Raw genomic sequence first — 16,422 nt, forward strand, 5'->3', positions numbered from 1 at the left:
TACAATCAAAATAAGCTTTTTCTATTACCTCTTATAATCATCCACAATTACTTGAATTACACGATAAGATTCTTCTGCCACTTTTTTATTACTATCCCTATTCGCATCATATGTAATTAACGCCTTCCAAAGCGCCCATCCTCTCGCCCTATTCCACGTTTCTTCATCCATCTGTAATACTTCTTTAAATACGTTTCTACTATTCTTATCAAAAAACGTCCATGCCATCGCTGCATCACAAGCAGGATCTCCTACTCCTAATATACCAAAATCAATTACGGCACAAAGCTTTCCATCCTTAACGAGTAAATTCCCTGGCGCTACATCTCCATGAACCCAAACTGGTTTGCAATCCCATGTTGACCTAAGTGCTAAATCCCAAAGATGCTTTAACAATGTCTCATCAAAAACATCCTTATTATTTTCAATAGCCACTCTCGCTTCTTCATCGTATACAGATATAAGCCCGCCTCGGTAAAAATTATGTTCTCCAGCTATTGGCCCGTTACTCGCATCAATTGATTGTAACTCTATTAAAAATGAGCCTAAGTCCGCCGCAAATTCATCTAGGTCACGAACATTCTCTTTCGTGACTGTCTCTCCCTCGATCCACTTATTAATAGACCAAGGCCACGGATACTCTTCAGTCGGATTCCCTTTCACAATTGGTGCAGAAATTTGTAAAGAAAGTCCCTTACTTAATATAGGTGACCAAGTGTTTTCTTTCTCTACTTGCGGTGCATATGCTGCATCACTCGGTAATCTGACACTCATCTCCTCCCCTAGGTGAAACGTTCTATTATCATGCCCACTAAACTTTACAGGTTTCACTTCTAAATGTGCCCATTCTGGAAATTGTGCCCCTACTAACCTTTTAACTAAATCAGCATTAATATGATTCATTTACTTCCCCCTTTATATACCTATCACACGGATAAACGCGTTCTACCGTCATTTTCGTCTGTAACATATTCAACATAAAACCCTTGATCAATTGCGTTTTCATACATCATTTCAATCTCTTCTTGGTTTTTCGCATAAACCTGTATGTAATCACCATCCGCTACTAATACGACTACTTCACACTTACTCTCTTTAAATTCTTCATATGTTTCAATATCTACTACTTCCTCTCCTTTTGGATACGCTTTTAAATCTGCAAAAATGAGATAATATATGTTGTCTTTTATTAATTTTTTCAATTCTAATCCACTCATTACCTTGTTATCTTCTGAAAATAATTCTGGTCCTAATCCATCAGGCAATATGAAATAAGATTCCTCGTTTTCCACTTGCCAATCAAATGAAGTAATATCGATTGGCTTTAACACTTTCCAAAGTAGATTATCATATTCATTTGGAATATCTACAAAAATTCCTCTTTTCATTTGTTTGCTCCTAGCTTATTTATTTTCGTTTTCATTTCATACATTATATACCAAATTCAACTACTATATTTTGTCGATACCTATGCACATCATAAAAAACCGCTCCACTACTAGTGAAACGGTTTCCTTCTGCTTACATTTACATATCTTATTCAATTGTTGCACTGCGTTTTAAAATAATTTCTAATATGTTCAGCACATCAGCCATTCATTTTTAACACTCACTTCGACTTCACAAAATAATATAAAAACCACACCGCATGATTTTGTTCATCTGCAGCTGTTCTGCGCAATAGCTCTTTCATAGATGCATCTGCTGCTTCATCCGAAATTTCCAAGTAAAAATCTACGGTCTTTTGCTCATCTTTTATAGCGAACTCTAATCCCTGTAAGTACGTATTAGGGCAATTTTCCGTAATCTGTGGTTTCGGCTGTCTGCCAGTTAAATTCGTATAGATTTGTACAAAATGATGAAAATGCCTTATTTCATCATTACGGATTTCAAGAATTTGTTTTTGTTCTACTTGATTTGGAGCCATGTTAGCTAATTTTGCATAGCAGCTTATAGCGCTATACTCTCCGTTTATAGCTTTTTCAATATCACTAATTAGCTTATCATTCTGTCTATACCAATCATCATAATTCGAATTATACATCGTATCCCCTCCATTATTTCACATAACATTTTATGCATTTCGAAATAGTAGGAGCCTGTATACATAAAAGAACAGCATGGACTCATTCTTATAGCCCTTTTACTTCAATCCCTTTAAAACATTGAAAAAGCCTAGCTATCACTACTTTCATTTCCTGTCGATTAAATATTCTATAATGATTTCACAAAAAAACGCTTCACTACTAGTGAAACGTTTTTATCTTTTAAATGTTTAATTCAGTTTTATTTCCTCTTCTTATTTTATTGACATCACATCAAAAAAATTATTGATTCTTATTTATATACAATTTTAAAATACGAATAAACAGTTAACACATAATATCCGAAATAAATTATGCAATATACACCGCTACTAATTAAAATAGGAATTATGATATTAAATATAGGCATGTTGCTTATTACTGGTAAAGCAAATAAGCTATGAACAAGTCCAATTATCACGGGTAAAATAAAACTAAAACGAACTTGTTTTGAAATTGACTTTCTTACCTCTTTTTTCGTAACACCAATCTTACGAAGAGTCTCATAATATCTCTGATTAGCATGCGCTTCAGATAATTGTTTGTAATAGATAATAGAACCTGTTGCCAGTACAAATACAACCCCTAAAAAACCTCCAATAAATAATATAGTCGCATACGTCTCCATAACATCTAAATTTGTTTTATAGAAAGTATTGATTTTAATATCATCAGCAGCAGGTACTATCTTTAATAAACCTTCTGTCAACTCTTTACTATCCTTTTGTTGCGTTACATCAATATTTTTCACAATATAGGTCTGATGTGTTTGCTTAACCATTTCATAGAGCTGATCAGGTACAATGACAACCAAATCTCCTAAATTTATTAGTTTACGCATTTCGATCCCCTGAATGACAGATATTTTCGGCTCAACTTCAAGGGGTAATTGAAGTCTATTTCCCTTTTCAAAATTCTTATCAGGCTGTAGATTATATATAACTACTTCTCCTGGATTTAATTTGACTTTCTTCACTCCTAAATTTTTAGCATTATTATTCAAAATAGATTGGGATATAAGCTGAAAATCATATGCTATTTTATAAGGGGGATTGGGTAGACTTGTATTTCCTTCTTCCTCAAAAGGCCCTCCCTTAACTGTTACCATTTCAACTTCAAAATCACGGATAATTGAATTTTTTTTCTTGTTCTCTTCGAAAACACCCTGTATGCCCTTTTCAATTGCATCCTCTTGTTTTTCATATGAAAAACTGTACGGTGCCTTGTTTTTTGCTTCAGCTTCTCCATAAAAATATGCCGATGTAACAGTCCCAATTGCTGTTAAAGCTACGGCACTTAATATAGCAATTGTCGCAAGTAACCTTGCATTTCCTTTTACTCGATATAATGACTGTGAAATGTTCAGTATGCTCATACCATTATAAAACATTGTCCTTTTACTTCTCATTTTCTTTAATATAACAACTGTATAAGACGTGAATAATAAATATGTCCCAAGAACAATTGCAATCAAAATAATAGCCGGAATATACATAGGTTGCTTATCCGTAGGGGTCTGCACAATTTTTATGATTTCACGAATAAAAAAGGCTGACAAATAACCTAATCCTATTAAAATAATGCTCATGTATGCCATGATTCTAGATACTTTTGGCATACTTTCCCCTTGATGATCAGCTTGAAACATCTCAATTAAAGAAAATTGATAAATTATGCGAGAGTTTCTCCAAGCCGTATATAATAAAATAGCTAAAAAAACTACGGATGTGTCTATCAGCGCCTTTATAGAAAACTCAAAATGAACGGGCACCTTTAATTTCATTAAACTCATTAGTATTTCAAAAGCTAGCTTTGAACTCCAACTACCAATTAGTACTCCCATTACTAAAGCTACGCTCCCCATTATTATGGTTTCACAAAATAACATTGTACCGATTTGTTTTTTAGTTATACCTAGTAAAGAGTATAACCCTACTTCTTTTTTACGCTTCTTTATAAAGAAATTTGTAGAGTAAATAATAAATATGGCAATAAAAACAATAAGAACTACTTTTGCAGATTGAAGAAGGTTCTTAGTCTCCACACTATTAGTCAATGCTGCATTTATTTGTGTATTATAGCGAAGTGATGCAAACATAAAATAGATAACTATACTCGCAGTTAGGGACACAAAATAGATTATATACTCTTTAAAATTACGTCGTATATTCCGTTGAACGATGTCAAATAACGTCATCAATTGCACCTCCGGAAATGACGGACATTACGTCAACTACTTGTTGGAAGAACTGTTTACGTGTTAATTCCCCGCGATGCAATTCTTTACATAACTCACCATCTTTAATGAAAACCACTCGTTTACAGTAACTTGCCGCAAACGCGTCATGCGTTACCATTAAAATTGTTGAGTTATCCTGTTCATTTAATGACTTCATACTTTCTAATAAATCTATTGCTGACTTAGAATCAAGCGCTCCTGTTGGCTCGTCTCCAAAAATCATACTTGGATTTGTAATCATTGCACGAGATGCTGCGCAGCGCTGCTTCTGTCCCCCAGATACTTGGTATGGGAATTGATTTAAAATATGCTCAATCCCAAACTTCTTCGCAATTTCCAAAACGAGTCGATCAATTTCGCTCGCTTCCACTTTTGATAGCGCAAGTGGGAGGGCAATATTCTCTTTCACCGTTAGCGTATCTAATAAATTATAATCTTGGAAAATGAAACCTAAATGATTGCGACGGAATAATGCCAACGTATCATCATTCATCTTCACGATATCTTCTCCATCAATTAAAATCTCACCGTTCGTCACATTATCGATTGTAGAAAGAACATTTAATAGAGTCGTCTTACCTGAACCAGAAGGTCCCATAATTCCAACGAATTCACCTTCTATTACTTGTAAGTTAATACCTTTCAACGCTTCAAATGTATTTCCGCCTGTGTCATATACTTTTTTAATATTTTTTGCTTCTAATACTGTTTTCATTTTTATATTCCTCTCTTTTCTTCATATCTATAGCCAAAAAATCTATATAAAATTAGAATTAAGATTACTTAACTTTTGGGTTACCTTATGAAAGTCCTTATTAAAAAAAGAGTGAATACTCATAGGGGTATTTACTCTTTTTTAAAACATCTTACCTTTCACCTACACTATTATTCATATCGAAGACAATCAATTGGGTCCAATTTAGCTGCTTTATTTGCTGGAAGTATACCAGAGACAATACCAATCAATATAGATATTCCAACAGATAGTAGACCGAGATTTACGGAAATAACGAGTGGCCATCCACCAGTGATTGCCGCTACCCAAGCAAAGATAATACCTAACCCAAAACCAATTACTCCGCCCAATGCTGTTAAAATACAAGCTTCAATGAGAAATTGCATTAATATTTTCCTTCTCGTTGCGCCAAGTGCTTTTCGAACACCTATTTCACGCGTACGCTCTGTAACAGATACAAGCATGATATTCATTACACCAATACCACCTACGATTAAAGAAATCCCAGCGATACTAGCGAATACCATTTTCATCATTTGAGCATTTTCTTCAAACCCTTGCCTATATGTTCCCGTATCCACTACTGTAAATGGATGCTCAAATTCCGGTGATTTCAATTCATTTAATACAGATACAGCTTGTTTCCCTACTTCTTCACGATCATTAGCAGAAGATAATTTAATTTTCACTGATTCGTATTCCTCGATTCCTGAAATCAACATTGCATTGTCAATCGATGTATATCCTTCATACACTTTAAATGGCCGCGCAAAACTACCCTCATTTTTGTACGCTCCGACAATCTTGTATGGTTTTCCTTTTATGTCTATATATAAATCATCTTTCCAAGTACCAAATAGCTTTGTAAATAAATCTTCATGGAGAATGACTACAGGGATTGGTTTTTTTAGTTCATCCTCTGTTAACTCACGCCCATGTACAATTTTCATTTTACGGTCCTGCATAAAATTACCTGTTCCCACAGCCAAACTAAAAGCAACATCTTGCGACCCTGTATATGCTTTTATGGACATGTATACCTGTGGATACACATCCTTTACACCTGGTATCACTTGTAATTGCTTTACCATATCTGGTGTAATTTTCGCTTTCTCTAGTGGGAAATCCGGATTGTTATACTCTATATCAATTTCATCTATATGGTTGTTTTCTTCAAACTCTTTTTGCATCTTTGCGGTTTGTCCATCACCCATTGCGAGAATCGTAATAATCGCACTGATTCCAACAATAATTCCCAGCATCGTTAAAATGGATCGCATTTTATGTGTAAAGATAGAAGCTATAGCCATACGTATATTTTCATTTATATTCAAATTTATTCTCTCCAATCCTGAACAACGATTCCATCACGAATGACAATTCGACGTGCTGCGGCTTCCCCTATTTCACGATCGTGGGTAATCATAATAATAGTTGATCCCTGTTTGTTTAATTCGTAAAATAGATTTACAATTTGTTCACTTGTTTTCGTATCTAGTGCACCTGTTGGTTCATCTGCCAAAATAAATTTCGGGTTATTTACAATTGCGCGTGCGACTGCAACACGCTGTTTTTGACCACCTGACAATTCATTTGGAAGATGGGTAGCGCGATCAGCTAAACCGACTTTTGTTAAAGCCGCTAACGAACGCTCACGTCTTTCTTTTTTATCGGCTCCTGCATAAATAAGCGGTAATTCAACGTTTTGTAGCGCTGTAAGTCTTGGAAGTAACATGAAGTTTTGGAACACGAATCCAATCTCTTTATTTCGAACATGTGCGAGTTCTGTTTCAGACATGTTTGAAATATTTTGACCAGCTAATTCATACGTACCCGTCGTGGGCTTATCTAAGCAACCGATAATATTCATTAATGTAGATTTACCAGAACCAGACGGTCCCATGATAGAAGTAAAATCTCCTTGATTCAGCGTTACATCAATCCCGTGTAATATTTGAATGGATTCTGAACCATTTTGGAAAGATTTTGTGATTCCTTGTAAGTTAATCATTGAGCGACAACCTCCATACCATCTTTTAGATTTACAGTAGGTGTAGAGATAATTTGCTCTCCTTTTTTCACTCCTGAAGCTTTCGCTTCACTACCTGTTTCAAATTCAACCGTAACAACTTGCTCTTTTGCTTTTCCGTCTTTTACTACGTAAACAACCGTTTTATCTCCTTTTTTCAAGATGCTAGTTTTTGGAACGATTGTGCCTGTTGCTTCGCCAGATTTACTCATTACATATACGTGGAAACCATTTTGTAATCCTTCACTATTATCTAATGTGACAGTGAATGGATAATTAGAAACTGTTTTGTTTTCATCCATACTCATTAGTGGTGTAGAGCCGATTTCTGTTACTTTTCCTGTCCAAGTCTTGCCGGCAACCACTTTTGATGAAACCGTTACTTCTTGCCCAACTTTCATATTAGTAAGCTCATATTCAGACAGTTGACCTTTTACTTTAAAGGGGCCAGCGTGACGAAGTGTAATGCCGCTCATACCGGATTTCTCATCTGCAATTTTCACAATATCGTCAATTACACCATCGGCCGGGCTTGTTACAGAAAGAGTATTTAATTTCTCTTTTGCTGCTTTAATCATTTCATCAGCTTTTTCTACCTCAAACTTTTTCATTTCAAGTTGTGATTCTAATTGTTGAACTTCGGTTTCTGATGCATGTATTGCTTCCCCAGGAAGCCCAGCGTTTTTATCTTTTTTTAATTTTTGCTTTGCTACATCAATTTGTTTTTGCTGTAAGGTTACTTCTTTTTGTGCAATTTTCTTTTGCATTTCTGCTTCCGTTACCCCTTGTCTAGCAATAGGATCATTATATTTGAAAAGAAGCTGTCCTTTTGTTACTTCATCACCTTTTTTCACAGATAATTCATACGTACCTTTTGTTTGATCGAATGAAATTGTTTCTATACCATTTGGAATAACCTCGCCACTAAATTTTTGATGATTCTCTATTTGTTTTTCTGTCACTTGATATACTTTATATGGTAGACCCGGTTCAGATCCCCCAGCAAACGTCATATAGGCTCCAACTCCTATACCCATTGTTAACACTCCAACGATGATTACTTTATTTACTTTTTTCATATTATCCTCACTTTTTTCTATATTTTACATTTAGAAACCATTAGTTCTTTTTGTGTAGTTAGTTAGTTTTTCGGGAATTATATATAAATTAGATTTCAAAATATAAACTCATCCTTTTTAAAATCTTCGTGTTATATAAAATCCAGCGCATACTGTGCGCAATATAAAAAGCCCCACTTTTTATTTCTAACTCCTCCTTGACCTAACATATGTATAGGATAGAAGAAACTTATTAAATAAAAAGTGGGGTAACATTAAATATTTATTAAATTCTTGAATTCTCTTCTTTTGGCAATCTCACTTCAAATATTGTTCTCATTACATTACTCTCAGCAGAAATCTTCCCATTATGTTGCTCAATAATATTTCTAGCAATATATAATCCAAGGCCCGTACTGTTTTTATGGACTGTTCTTGCTTTATCACCTGTATAAAACATATCGAAAAGATAGGGCAAATCTTCTTCTGGAATGCTTTCTCCATAATTAACAATCTGTACAACAACATCTCCACCTTCAATATATCCATTCATATCAATAAAGTGTCCTTTATTTCCGTATCGAACCGCATTTGTTACAAGATTTTCAAATACACGAGCTAACAAATTCCCATCACCATTAATAAATAAATGAGGTTCAATATTTGATCTCACCTCTAATTGATTCTTTTCCAGTAAAGGGTATAATTCCTCATCTAGCTGAATGAGTAATTCACGTATATTAATGGATTCTTTATCTAATTTTTGTACGCCATAATTCATTCGTGTGATTTCAAACAACTCATCAATTAAACTTTCAAGTCGTTGTGATTTTGCAAATGCAATTGTAGAATAATATCCAATCTGTTCCTTCGTTAAATTCTCCTGTTTGAGAATTAAATCTAAATAACCAAGCACAGATGTCAATGGCGTTCTTAAATCATGGGCTAAGTTTACAACAAGCTGATCTTTACTACTTTCAGCGAAGTCGCCTCTTTCAACCGCCTCTTTTAATTTTTCACTCGCTATATTAATTTCACGTGCAATATCGCCAAATTCATCATTTGATGAAATATAAACCTTATTTGCAAAATCTCCTTTAGCCAGATGATGAATGCCATTAGAAATTTCATCAAAATACTTTAAATATTGTTTTGTTAAAAAGAAAAAAAACAAAGTAGATAGTAGGGCGACGGAAATAAAAGAAAGATAAATATTTCCTCTGACCAGAAGTAAAATGTGTATATAATCTTCATGACTAAACCTCATTCTTAAACAGAAACCTACTATTTTAACAAGTATATATGTAACACCAGCTGCTAACACCATACTTAGTGCAAACAAAGCAATCATTTTAAAACGAAAACTTCTCATCATGTTAGCCATTGAAAGTATAACCTACCCCCCATACCGTTTTTATTAACTTATTCTTTCTTGTATCCTCCCCAATTTTTTTTCGTAAAGTACGAATATGTACCGCAACTGTACTTCCACCATCGTAATAATCATCCGCCCACACTTGCTGAAGGATATTTTCCACACTGTACACTTTTTTCGGATGGCTCACTAATAAATATAAAATATCAAACTCTTTTGGGGTTAATTCAATTTGTTCTCCGTATACATTTAGCTTTCGTTGCTCAAGATTAATAACCACTCCGCCTACTTCTAAAACGGATTTATTCTCCTCTACTTTCGGTTGATTTAACGTAAGAAATCGACGTAATTGTGCATTTACACGCGCAACTAATTCAATTGGTGCAAAAGGCTTTGTCATATAATCATCCGCACCTAGTACAAGACCTGTCACCTTATCAAAATCAGATGTTTTCGCGCTTAGAAAAATGATTGGCATATTATGTTTCACACGAATTTGTCGTGTTACTTCATAACCATCCATTTTTGGCATCATAATATCTAAAATAACTAAATCAATTGGTTGCGATTGAATAATAAGAACAGCTTCTTCTCCATCAGTAGCTTTCACAACATGATAACCTTCTTTTTCTAAATATATCCCAATTAATTCAGCAATTTCCACCTCATCATCCGCTATTAAAATTGAAATCTGCTTCATTTTGCCCTTCCCCTCATTCCTTTTTCATACGTTCAATTTTAAACTAGTCTATTTTGTTTATACCATCTTAAAAGAACATTATTATGAAATCCTTACTTTTTAAAGATAATCTCGAGTACTATATTTCTTATGCATTTATTTTTGCATGTTTATGTTTTGTTAACTTTGCAACACCCTCTATGATTTCACGTTTTATGGTAGAAAATGCAGAAAAACTAACAAAAATAAAGTATATCAGAGATAGTAATTATATAGTACAACAGATTTTTTAGTAGGATCCCTTCATCTCAAGCCTAGCTAAGTGACAGTTAGTTTCACAAATAACTAACTTCCTTTCATTATATCAATATATTTTGTACCCTTACTTGTATTTCAACATAAAAACCGCTTCACTACTAGTGAAACGGTTTCTCCTTTACTTATTTTTATGCATTTACTTCAGTTTTTTGTTCCTTTACTACACTACGTTTGAAAGCAGTCGCTAAAATAATCATCATACTTACCGCACCAATCCAAACGAGCACAGTAAGAGGTGTACTCCAGCTTAACCCTTTTCCGAAGAAGAATATTTCTCTAAGTCCTTCAATCATAAATCGCATTGGCAACCATGCGTACACCCAGTCTTGGTAAAATGGCGACAACATTTCAGGCGCTAATGATAATAACGGTGCACCGAAGAATAGTAAGAGAGCAAATAAACCGATTCCCTTTAGTCCAACTAATGAAAGTACCGCCGATATCATTAAGAAGAAACTAAAAGAAGTAATTGATAAAAATAAAGCCGTATTTGTGAAATTCGGGATATTTAATCCTACCATTCCATCCACAATCCATGTAAGCCCAAATCCAATTACAAGTGCAGCAATCGCCCCTGTTATTATTTGTTTTAGTTTTAATACGAAGTTTTCTTTTCTTGTACCTACTGGCATTTTACTTATCGCAATAAAGATAATTGCTGCGCTCGCTAAACTTGCAATCCATAACGGTTGGAATAAAGACATTGGCGAGTTACCGTTCGCACTATTTTTGCCGATTTCATTCACATTTGTCACTTTCTTTGCAATAGGTGTTATTACATTTGAAACTTGGTCTGCTGTTAATGTAGCTCCTTTTGCTTTCAATCCTTCTAATAGTTGTGTACGAACAGTATTGTTCATATTATCAACGATCGCATTTAACATTTGTCCTGCCATAGTTGATGCTGCTGTATTCATTCCTTGATTGATGAATATTTCTACCTCTGGCGAAGATGGCTGTGGTGTTCGTAATGATGCTTGTTTTGTGCTAAAGTCTTTCGGAATAACCAATGCTGCATAATATTCTTGATTATTTAAGCCTTTTTGAACTGCTTCTTTATTTTGCACTTCTACCCACTTTACCGCAGGTTCTTCCTCTGATTTTGATGTCTTTTTCATATTATCAACAATCGTTTGCCCCATATTCATCTTCGGTTGATTCGGAATTTCTACTCCTTGATCCTCATTTACAATTGCGATTGGTAAGTTTTTCGGCTTAGGTTGAACCGTTGGAAATAATGTTAATGAAAAAATAAAAACAACAAGTAGTGCAATAACTGGAGATAACAATAAAAGTTTGTTTTTAAACATTTTCTTTTCTCCTCCTTTAATTTGATTTATAATAACCAACAACGTGTTGTTTATTTATATTTGAATTATATGTTCGAGTTGAACCTTATACAATAATCAAAAATCGTGAATGTGTCGGTTATAAGACACATCCTTGAAATGTGTTGGCTAAAATTAAGGAGGGACATGCTTTGCGCGATAGTAATTTAGATTTACGTGTCATTCGTACGAAAACTGCCATACGAAATGCATTGGTGGAGTTAATTGAGGAAAAAGGTTTTGACGCCATTACAGTGAAAGATATTACTACGAAAGCAAACATAAATCGTGGTACTTTTTATGCGCACTATCAAGATAAATTTGATTTAATGACGAAATGCCAAGAAGAAATTATGCATGAGTTTTCCAGCATTGCCAAACAGAAACTTCCGGAAGTTATTGCTGAACTTGGATCAAATCCTTCCCCAACAATGCCGTTTGTACTTATCGCTTCTATTCTTGAATTTCTAAATGAAAATAGTGGTTTTATGAAAGCTGTACTAAGCCCAAAAGGAGATTTATCTTTCCAAACAAAATTGAAAGACTTTATGTGGAAAACACTATTTGAAGATACGAATGGTGCTCTCATTAATAAGGAGAATTTACTTGTCCCAAGCCAATACTTAACTTCTTATATGGCATCTGCTCATATAGGTGTCATTCAACAATGGTTAAATAATGGACAAAAAGAAACACCCGAGGAAATTGCTCGTATTTTATCAACAATCGCAGTTCATGGACCTTTTTATGCGGCTGGTTTAAAGAAATAAGTCCGCTATATAATAAAAGATCATCCACTATAATAGCGGATGATCTTTTATTTCATTACAACACTTCAATATAGCCTTCTGTTCCATGTACCCGAATTCGTTGTCCGTCTTTTATTAATTTCGTAGCATTCTCTACCCCGACGACTGCTGGTAATCCATATTCACGTGCAATAACTGCTCCATGTGTCATGAGCCCACCAACTTCGGTGACTAACCCTTTTATAGACACAAATAACGGTGTCCAGCCAGGATCAGTAAAGGCAGTAACTAATATATCTCCATCTTCTAAATTCGCTTCTTCCATGTTTAAAATAACGCGTGCTCTCCCCTCAATCACTCCTGAAGAAACAGGCAAACCTACAATCGCATCTGCTGGGAGGTTTTCTCGTTTATATTTACCTGTAATGATTTCTCCATCAGACGTCATAACGCGGGGAGGCGTTAGCTTTTCATATAATTTGTACTCATTTTTTTGTTTATGAATAAGCTCGTAATCTAGTTTATTCGTGCGAACAACTTCGTGAAGCTCTTCAAAAGTTAGATAGTATATATCATCGACTACATGAATGACACCGCTCTGCACAAGTTGTTCAGCTTCTTTCAATAATGCCTTCTTATATATGAAATAACGATTAATCATGCCGTATTTTGGATATTCACGATAACCGATACAATTGCGGATGTTACGAATCATTCGCTTCGTTTCTTCTACTTTTTGTTTACCATCCGGCAAGTGCTGTAATCGATCTACTAACTCTTCTTCTTTTTGCAAAGCTTCTTGCAGTCCTTCTTCAAACTTCCGCTTACTCGCCCCCGCTTCAAAGTCTCTTATATTATTTAAAATCATCGGGATAATTGTAGTTGGCTTTTCACTCCAGCGTGTTTTCGTAATGTCGATTTCTCCGCTGCATCTCATTCCGTATTTATTTAGAAAAGTTAGAATGGCATCTCGAGCTTTTTCTCCGCCTTTAAATTGAACTAATTCATCTAAAAAGTTATCATTTTCTACATGTTGTAAATACGCAATAACTTCTGGATATGGCCGAATCACATCAGCAACATCGAGTAATGCTAGCCCCATTTCAGACGTAATATTGTTTTGTACTGATTGAGAAAGTGTGTCTGCTGCATTCTTTTCGCCTAGCCATTGCTCCATTTTTTCATTGATCCATGTTGAAGCATCCATACCTGCCATAATGACAGCCATACTTTGCGGATGAAATAATATTTTCTTTAATTGCTGCATATCTTCCAAAATAAAATCAAGTACATCCACCCCTGATTTCGTTTGCATGTTTCGTTTTAACTCTTCGATTGATGCTTGATTCATCTTTATTAAATCCGTAACGATTGCTGGATTGTTTTCGACTTGTGGTTGCGAACTTGCAGGTGGTCCACTTTTACCAACACTCTTTTCTTTTTCATCATCTGGTAACAATGTAATAAAATCATCTCGCTCGACTACAGTCGTTAATGCATCTTTAATAAGCGGTTCCGAATTCCCTATCATATTTAATAAAAGTTCTCTACTAGTAGGCGAAGCCAATCTTTGTGCGACATCAACAAACAACCTTCCTCCAGCTTGAAACCTCTGTCCAAAAGATGTTAACTGGAATAAAGACATTCCTAATGGCTTCAAGGGATCGGTCATCATTTGCTGGTGACCAACCGATACATACACATGATTTTCCCCATCATTTACTTTTGGTATTGGATATAAAGTCGTGATTGGGCGACTTTGGACAATATAAAATGTATCATCCACTAAACACCATTCAATATCTTGCGGACAACCAAAATAAGCTTCAATCTGTCTTCCAATCTGTGCTAGTTGTAAAATTTGTTGTTCAGACAATGTTTGAATTTTTTGCTGAGCCAGATCAACCTGTTTCGTCTCCGTTCCGCCCTCTTTTAAAGCATAAATAGCTAATTTTTTAGTTGCTATCATCTTTCCAGTAATTTCGCCTTCTTTTACTTTATAATTATCGGCAGAGACCAGTCCTGATACTAACGCCTCACCAAGTCCAAAACTGGCATCAATTGATACTACCTTTCGGTTAGAAGTAACTGGATCAGCAGTAAATAAAATTCCCGAAGCCTCAGGGAAAACCATTTTTTGAACGACAACACATATAGAAACTTGATTATGTTCAAAATCATTTTGCATGCGGTACATAACTGCTCGCTCTGTAAATAAAGAAGCCCAGCACTTTCTTACATGCTGCAAAATCGCTTCTTTACCGATAATATTTAAATACGTATCTTGTTGACCAGCAAACGAGGCATATGGTAAATCTTCAGCCGTAGCACTAGAACGCACGGCATACGCATGTTCATTTCCAAAACGTGAGAGATAATGAGCTACCGCTTCCACTACTTCAGAAGGGATTTCTACTGCCATAATGACTTCTCTAATCTTCTTACTAATTCCACCAATTTGGGCTCGCTCTTCCATTTTCAACTTTGTTAGCTGCTGCAACAAAGTTTGAAGCTCGTCATTTTGCTCGATGGCCTTTTCATACCCTACCGTTGTAACACAAAAACCTTCTGGCACTTGTATACCTTGAATGTTTGATAATGCCCCTAAATTCAATCCTTTTCCGCCAACGAGCGAAAGCTGCGTTTTTTCTATTTCCTGAAAATCGAGAACGAAAGAACTCATTTAACATCTCTCCTTACTGTGCATGTGTTCTTGATTGTAGCAGTAGTAAATGAGAATAAACAGTCTATTTTGAACTTGATTTACATGATATAATTAAGTTAGGAAGAGATATTCCTCCCCTCTAATTCACTTCAACTACATCACCAAACTTAAACATCCTTTGATTATGAAAAGCATCAGTACAAGTAATCGTCTTATTTAATGGATTTATATCAGCTACTGTTATGTAATTTTTATATAGATAGCCCTCTTTATAATATGTAAGTAAAACCTCTTCTTCACCTAAATATGAAATTAACAGCTTATTTTCAATCCTTTCTTTTGCATCTTGCGTTAAAATTGGACGCGGGACTTTTGTTTGTTCCTGTATCATTTCTTTAATACAGACGAACTGCTCTGGCATACTAGCAAACGGTTGCCACTTGACCATATTATCAAGACATTTTTTCAAGTTTTCTAGAAATATGAATGTCCCAATCATTGTACACATGTATATGTACAATGAGCCTCTCATAAATAACACACGTCAAATCCCTCCCCCTAATACAATATTCTCCCTATTGGGGTATTACCACATCGCTATCAAGCTAAGCTTATGCAAAGTCAATTTTAGGCGAGATTGTTTCTTTTTCTAAAGAGCAAGTGTAGGTGATTGAAAGATTTGCATACGAAAGAAACCCTAACGGGTTTCACTTTTTTGAATTAAGCGGCTTGATTATCAGACATGGTACAATTGTAAACGACACCTAATATATCAAAGACCGTTTTTTTCTCATATCGATGAGATTTCCGCCCGTTTTGCTGTAGGAGATTGAACAGGCGAAGTAACACCTTTGATAGCTCTTGGGTGTTTTTTTGTATAGTTTGGAATAGGAGAAGAAAATAGTCTTTAAGCATATATATGGCTTTATACTCACTAAGCTCTCGTTTTTTCTTTATGAAGAGCACTTGGCGCATTTGAAACATGATAGAAGAACAGAGTAGAATGGCAATCAATTGACCATATAAATGGCATTCCAATCGTTCTGGTTTTATCTTTTTACAATGATGAATTTGAAAGAATGACTTCCACGTTTTAAATAAAATTTGTCGGGTAAAGAACTGGCGCGGTATCAGTTATGACCCGTCTCCAGCCCCTCCCCAT

Annotated in this window: 14 protein-coding genes and 1 pseudogene; 1 reads left to right on the forward strand and 14 read right to left on the reverse strand. The window is 35.0% G+C overall.

The genetic code is table 11. The annotated features are described in order from the left end of the window. Window positions 1–24 precede the first annotated feature (24 nt). From NSS97_RS15885 to NSS97_RS15935, 11 genes are all read right to left on the reverse strand, one after another. Window positions 25–903 (reverse strand): aminoglycoside phosphotransferase family protein, encoded by an 879-nt coding sequence (locus NSS97_RS15885; protein ID WP_341113317.1) that lies wholly within the window; start codon window positions 901–903, stop codon window positions 25–27. A 23-nt stretch (window positions 904–926) separates the two neighbouring features. After that, window positions 927–1,388 (reverse strand): DUF2691 family protein, encoded by a 462-nt coding sequence (locus NSS97_RS15890; protein WP_341113319.1) that lies wholly within the window; start codon window positions 1,386–1,388, stop codon window positions 927–929. A 221-nt stretch (window positions 1,389–1,609) separates the two neighbouring features. Beyond that, entirely contained in the window at window positions 1,610–2,044 is a 435-nt protein-coding gene (locus tag NSS97_RS15895; RefSeq protein WP_044443085.1) for a ferritin-like domain-containing protein, read from the reverse strand. A 293-nt stretch (window positions 2,045–2,337) separates the two neighbouring features. Next, entirely contained in the window at window positions 2,338–4,281 is a 1,944-nt protein-coding gene (locus tag NSS97_RS15900) for an ABC transporter permease (protein ID WP_044443083.1), read from the reverse strand. Next, a complete protein-coding gene (locus NSS97_RS15905) occupies window positions 4,268–5,038 on the reverse strand; it encodes an ABC transporter ATP-binding protein (RefSeq protein WP_044443081.1) in 771 nt (256 codons plus the stop codon). Before NSS97_RS15905 ends, NSS97_RS15900 begins: the two co-directional genes overlap by 14 nt. 170 nt (window positions 5,039–5,208) lie before the next feature. Further along, window positions 5,209–6,393, reverse strand: a complete 1,185-nt coding sequence (locus NSS97_RS15910) for an ABC transporter permease (RefSeq protein WP_341113320.1) — start codon at window positions 6,391–6,393, stop codon at window positions 5,209–5,211. A 2-nt stretch (window positions 6,394–6,395) separates the two neighbouring features. Further along, entirely contained in the window at window positions 6,396–7,070 is a 675-nt protein-coding gene (locus NSS97_RS15915) for an ABC transporter ATP-binding protein (protein ID WP_044443078.1), read from the reverse strand. After that, window positions 7,067–8,167, reverse strand: a complete 1,101-nt coding sequence (locus tag NSS97_RS15920; protein WP_341113323.1) for an efflux RND transporter periplasmic adaptor subunit — start codon at window positions 8,165–8,167, stop codon at window positions 7,067–7,069. Before NSS97_RS15920 ends, NSS97_RS15915 begins: the two co-directional genes overlap by 4 nt. Before the next feature lie 265 nt (window positions 8,168–8,432). Continuing rightward, on the reverse strand, window positions 8,433–9,530 hold the full coding sequence (locus NSS97_RS15925; RefSeq protein ID WP_341113325.1) for a HAMP domain-containing sensor histidine kinase: 1,098 nt from the start codon (window positions 9,528–9,530) through the stop codon (window positions 8,433–8,435). After that, on the reverse strand, window positions 9,523–10,221 hold the full coding sequence (locus tag NSS97_RS15930; RefSeq protein ID WP_341113326.1) for a response regulator transcription factor: 699 nt from the start codon (window positions 10,219–10,221) through the stop codon (window positions 9,523–9,525). The genes NSS97_RS15925 and NSS97_RS15930 overlap by 8 nt, the downstream gene beginning before the upstream one ends. 425 nt (window positions 10,222–10,646) lie before the next feature. Then, window positions 10,647–11,828 (reverse strand): YhgE/Pip domain-containing protein, encoded by a 1,182-nt coding sequence (locus NSS97_RS15935; RefSeq protein ID WP_341113328.1) that lies wholly within the window; start codon window positions 11,826–11,828, stop codon window positions 10,647–10,649. Window positions 11,829–11,998: 170 nt separating this feature from the next. Here NSS97_RS15935 and NSS97_RS15940 point away from each other — a divergent pair, with 170 nt between their 5' ends. Next, window positions 11,999–12,616 (forward strand): TetR/AcrR family transcriptional regulator, encoded by a 618-nt coding sequence (locus NSS97_RS15940; RefSeq protein WP_044443069.1) that lies wholly within the window; start codon window positions 11,999–12,001, stop codon window positions 12,614–12,616. 55 nt (window positions 12,617–12,671) lie between these two features. On the opposite strand, the gene ppsA is transcribed toward NSS97_RS15940, so the two are convergent. From ppsA to NSS97_RS15955, 3 genes and pseudogenes are all read right to left on the reverse strand, one after another. Further along, window positions 12,672–15,278, reverse strand: coding sequence for a phosphoenolpyruvate synthase (gene ppsA, locus NSS97_RS15945; RefSeq protein ID WP_341113330.1), 2,607 nt, complete (start codon window positions 15,276–15,278; stop codon window positions 12,672–12,674). Between the two features lie 121 nt (window positions 15,279–15,399). Further along, a complete protein-coding gene (locus NSS97_RS15950; RefSeq protein ID WP_341114646.1) occupies window positions 15,400–15,708 on the reverse strand; it encodes a YolD-like family protein in 309 nt (102 codons plus the stop codon). A gap of 272 nt (window positions 15,709–15,980) precedes the next feature. Beyond that, window positions 15,981–16,367: pseudogene (locus NSS97_RS15955) on the reverse strand (IS4 family transposase); the annotation flags it as partial. Between the last annotated feature and the right edge of the window lie 55 nt (window positions 16,368–16,422).

Origin of the sequence: Bacillus sp. FSL R12-0074, from assembly GCF_038005725.1 — a bacterium.
Lineage (GTDB): Bacteria > Bacillota > Bacilli > Bacillales > Bacillaceae_G > Bacillus_A > Bacillus_A mycoides.

Excerpts from the sequence above, each read along its gene's own strand:
- NSS97_RS15920 (WP_341113323.1), bottom strand. The coding sequence starts at position 8,167 with ATGAAAAAAGTAAATAAAGTAATCATCGTTGGAGTGTTAACAATGGGT.
- NSS97_RS15890 (WP_341113319.1), bottom strand. The coding sequence starts at position 1,388 with ATGAAAAGAGGAATTTTTGTAGATATTCCAAATGAATATGATAATCTA.
- NSS97_RS15895 (WP_044443085.1), bottom strand. The coding sequence starts at position 2,044 with ATGTATAATTCGAATTATGATGATTGGTATAGACAGAATGATAAGCTA.
- NSS97_RS15930 (WP_341113326.1), bottom strand. The coding sequence starts at position 10,221 with ATGAAGCAGATTTCAATTTTAATAGCGGATGATGAGGTGGAAATTGCT.
- NSS97_RS15915 (WP_044443078.1), bottom strand. The coding sequence starts at position 7,070 with ATGATTAACTTACAAGGAATCACAAAATCTTTCCAAAATGGTTCAGAA.
- NSS97_RS15885 (WP_341113317.1), bottom strand. The coding sequence starts at position 903 with ATGAATCATATTAATGCTGATTTAGTTAAAAGGTTAGTAGGGGCACAA.
- NSS97_RS15905 (WP_044443081.1), bottom strand. The coding sequence starts at position 5,038 with ATGAAAACAGTATTAGAAGCAAAAAATATTAAAAAAGTATATGACACA.
- NSS97_RS15925 (WP_341113325.1), bottom strand. The coding sequence starts at position 9,530 with ATGGCTAACATGATGAGAAGTTTTCGTTTTAAAATGATTGCTTTGTTT.
- NSS97_RS15950 (WP_341114646.1), bottom strand. The coding sequence starts at position 15,708 with ATGGTCAAGTGGCAACCGTTTGCTAGTATGCCAGAGCAGTTCGTCTGT.
- NSS97_RS15935 (WP_341113328.1), bottom strand. The coding sequence starts at position 11,828 with ATGTTTAAAAACAAACTTTTATTGTTATCTCCAGTTATTGCACTACTT.
- ppsA (WP_341113330.1), bottom strand. The coding sequence starts at position 15,278 with ATGAGTTCTTTCGTTCTCGATTTTCAGGAAATAGAAAAAACGCAGCTT.
- NSS97_RS15900 (WP_044443083.1), bottom strand. The coding sequence starts at position 4,281 with ATGACGTTATTTGACATCGTTCAACGGAATATACGACGTAATTTTAAA.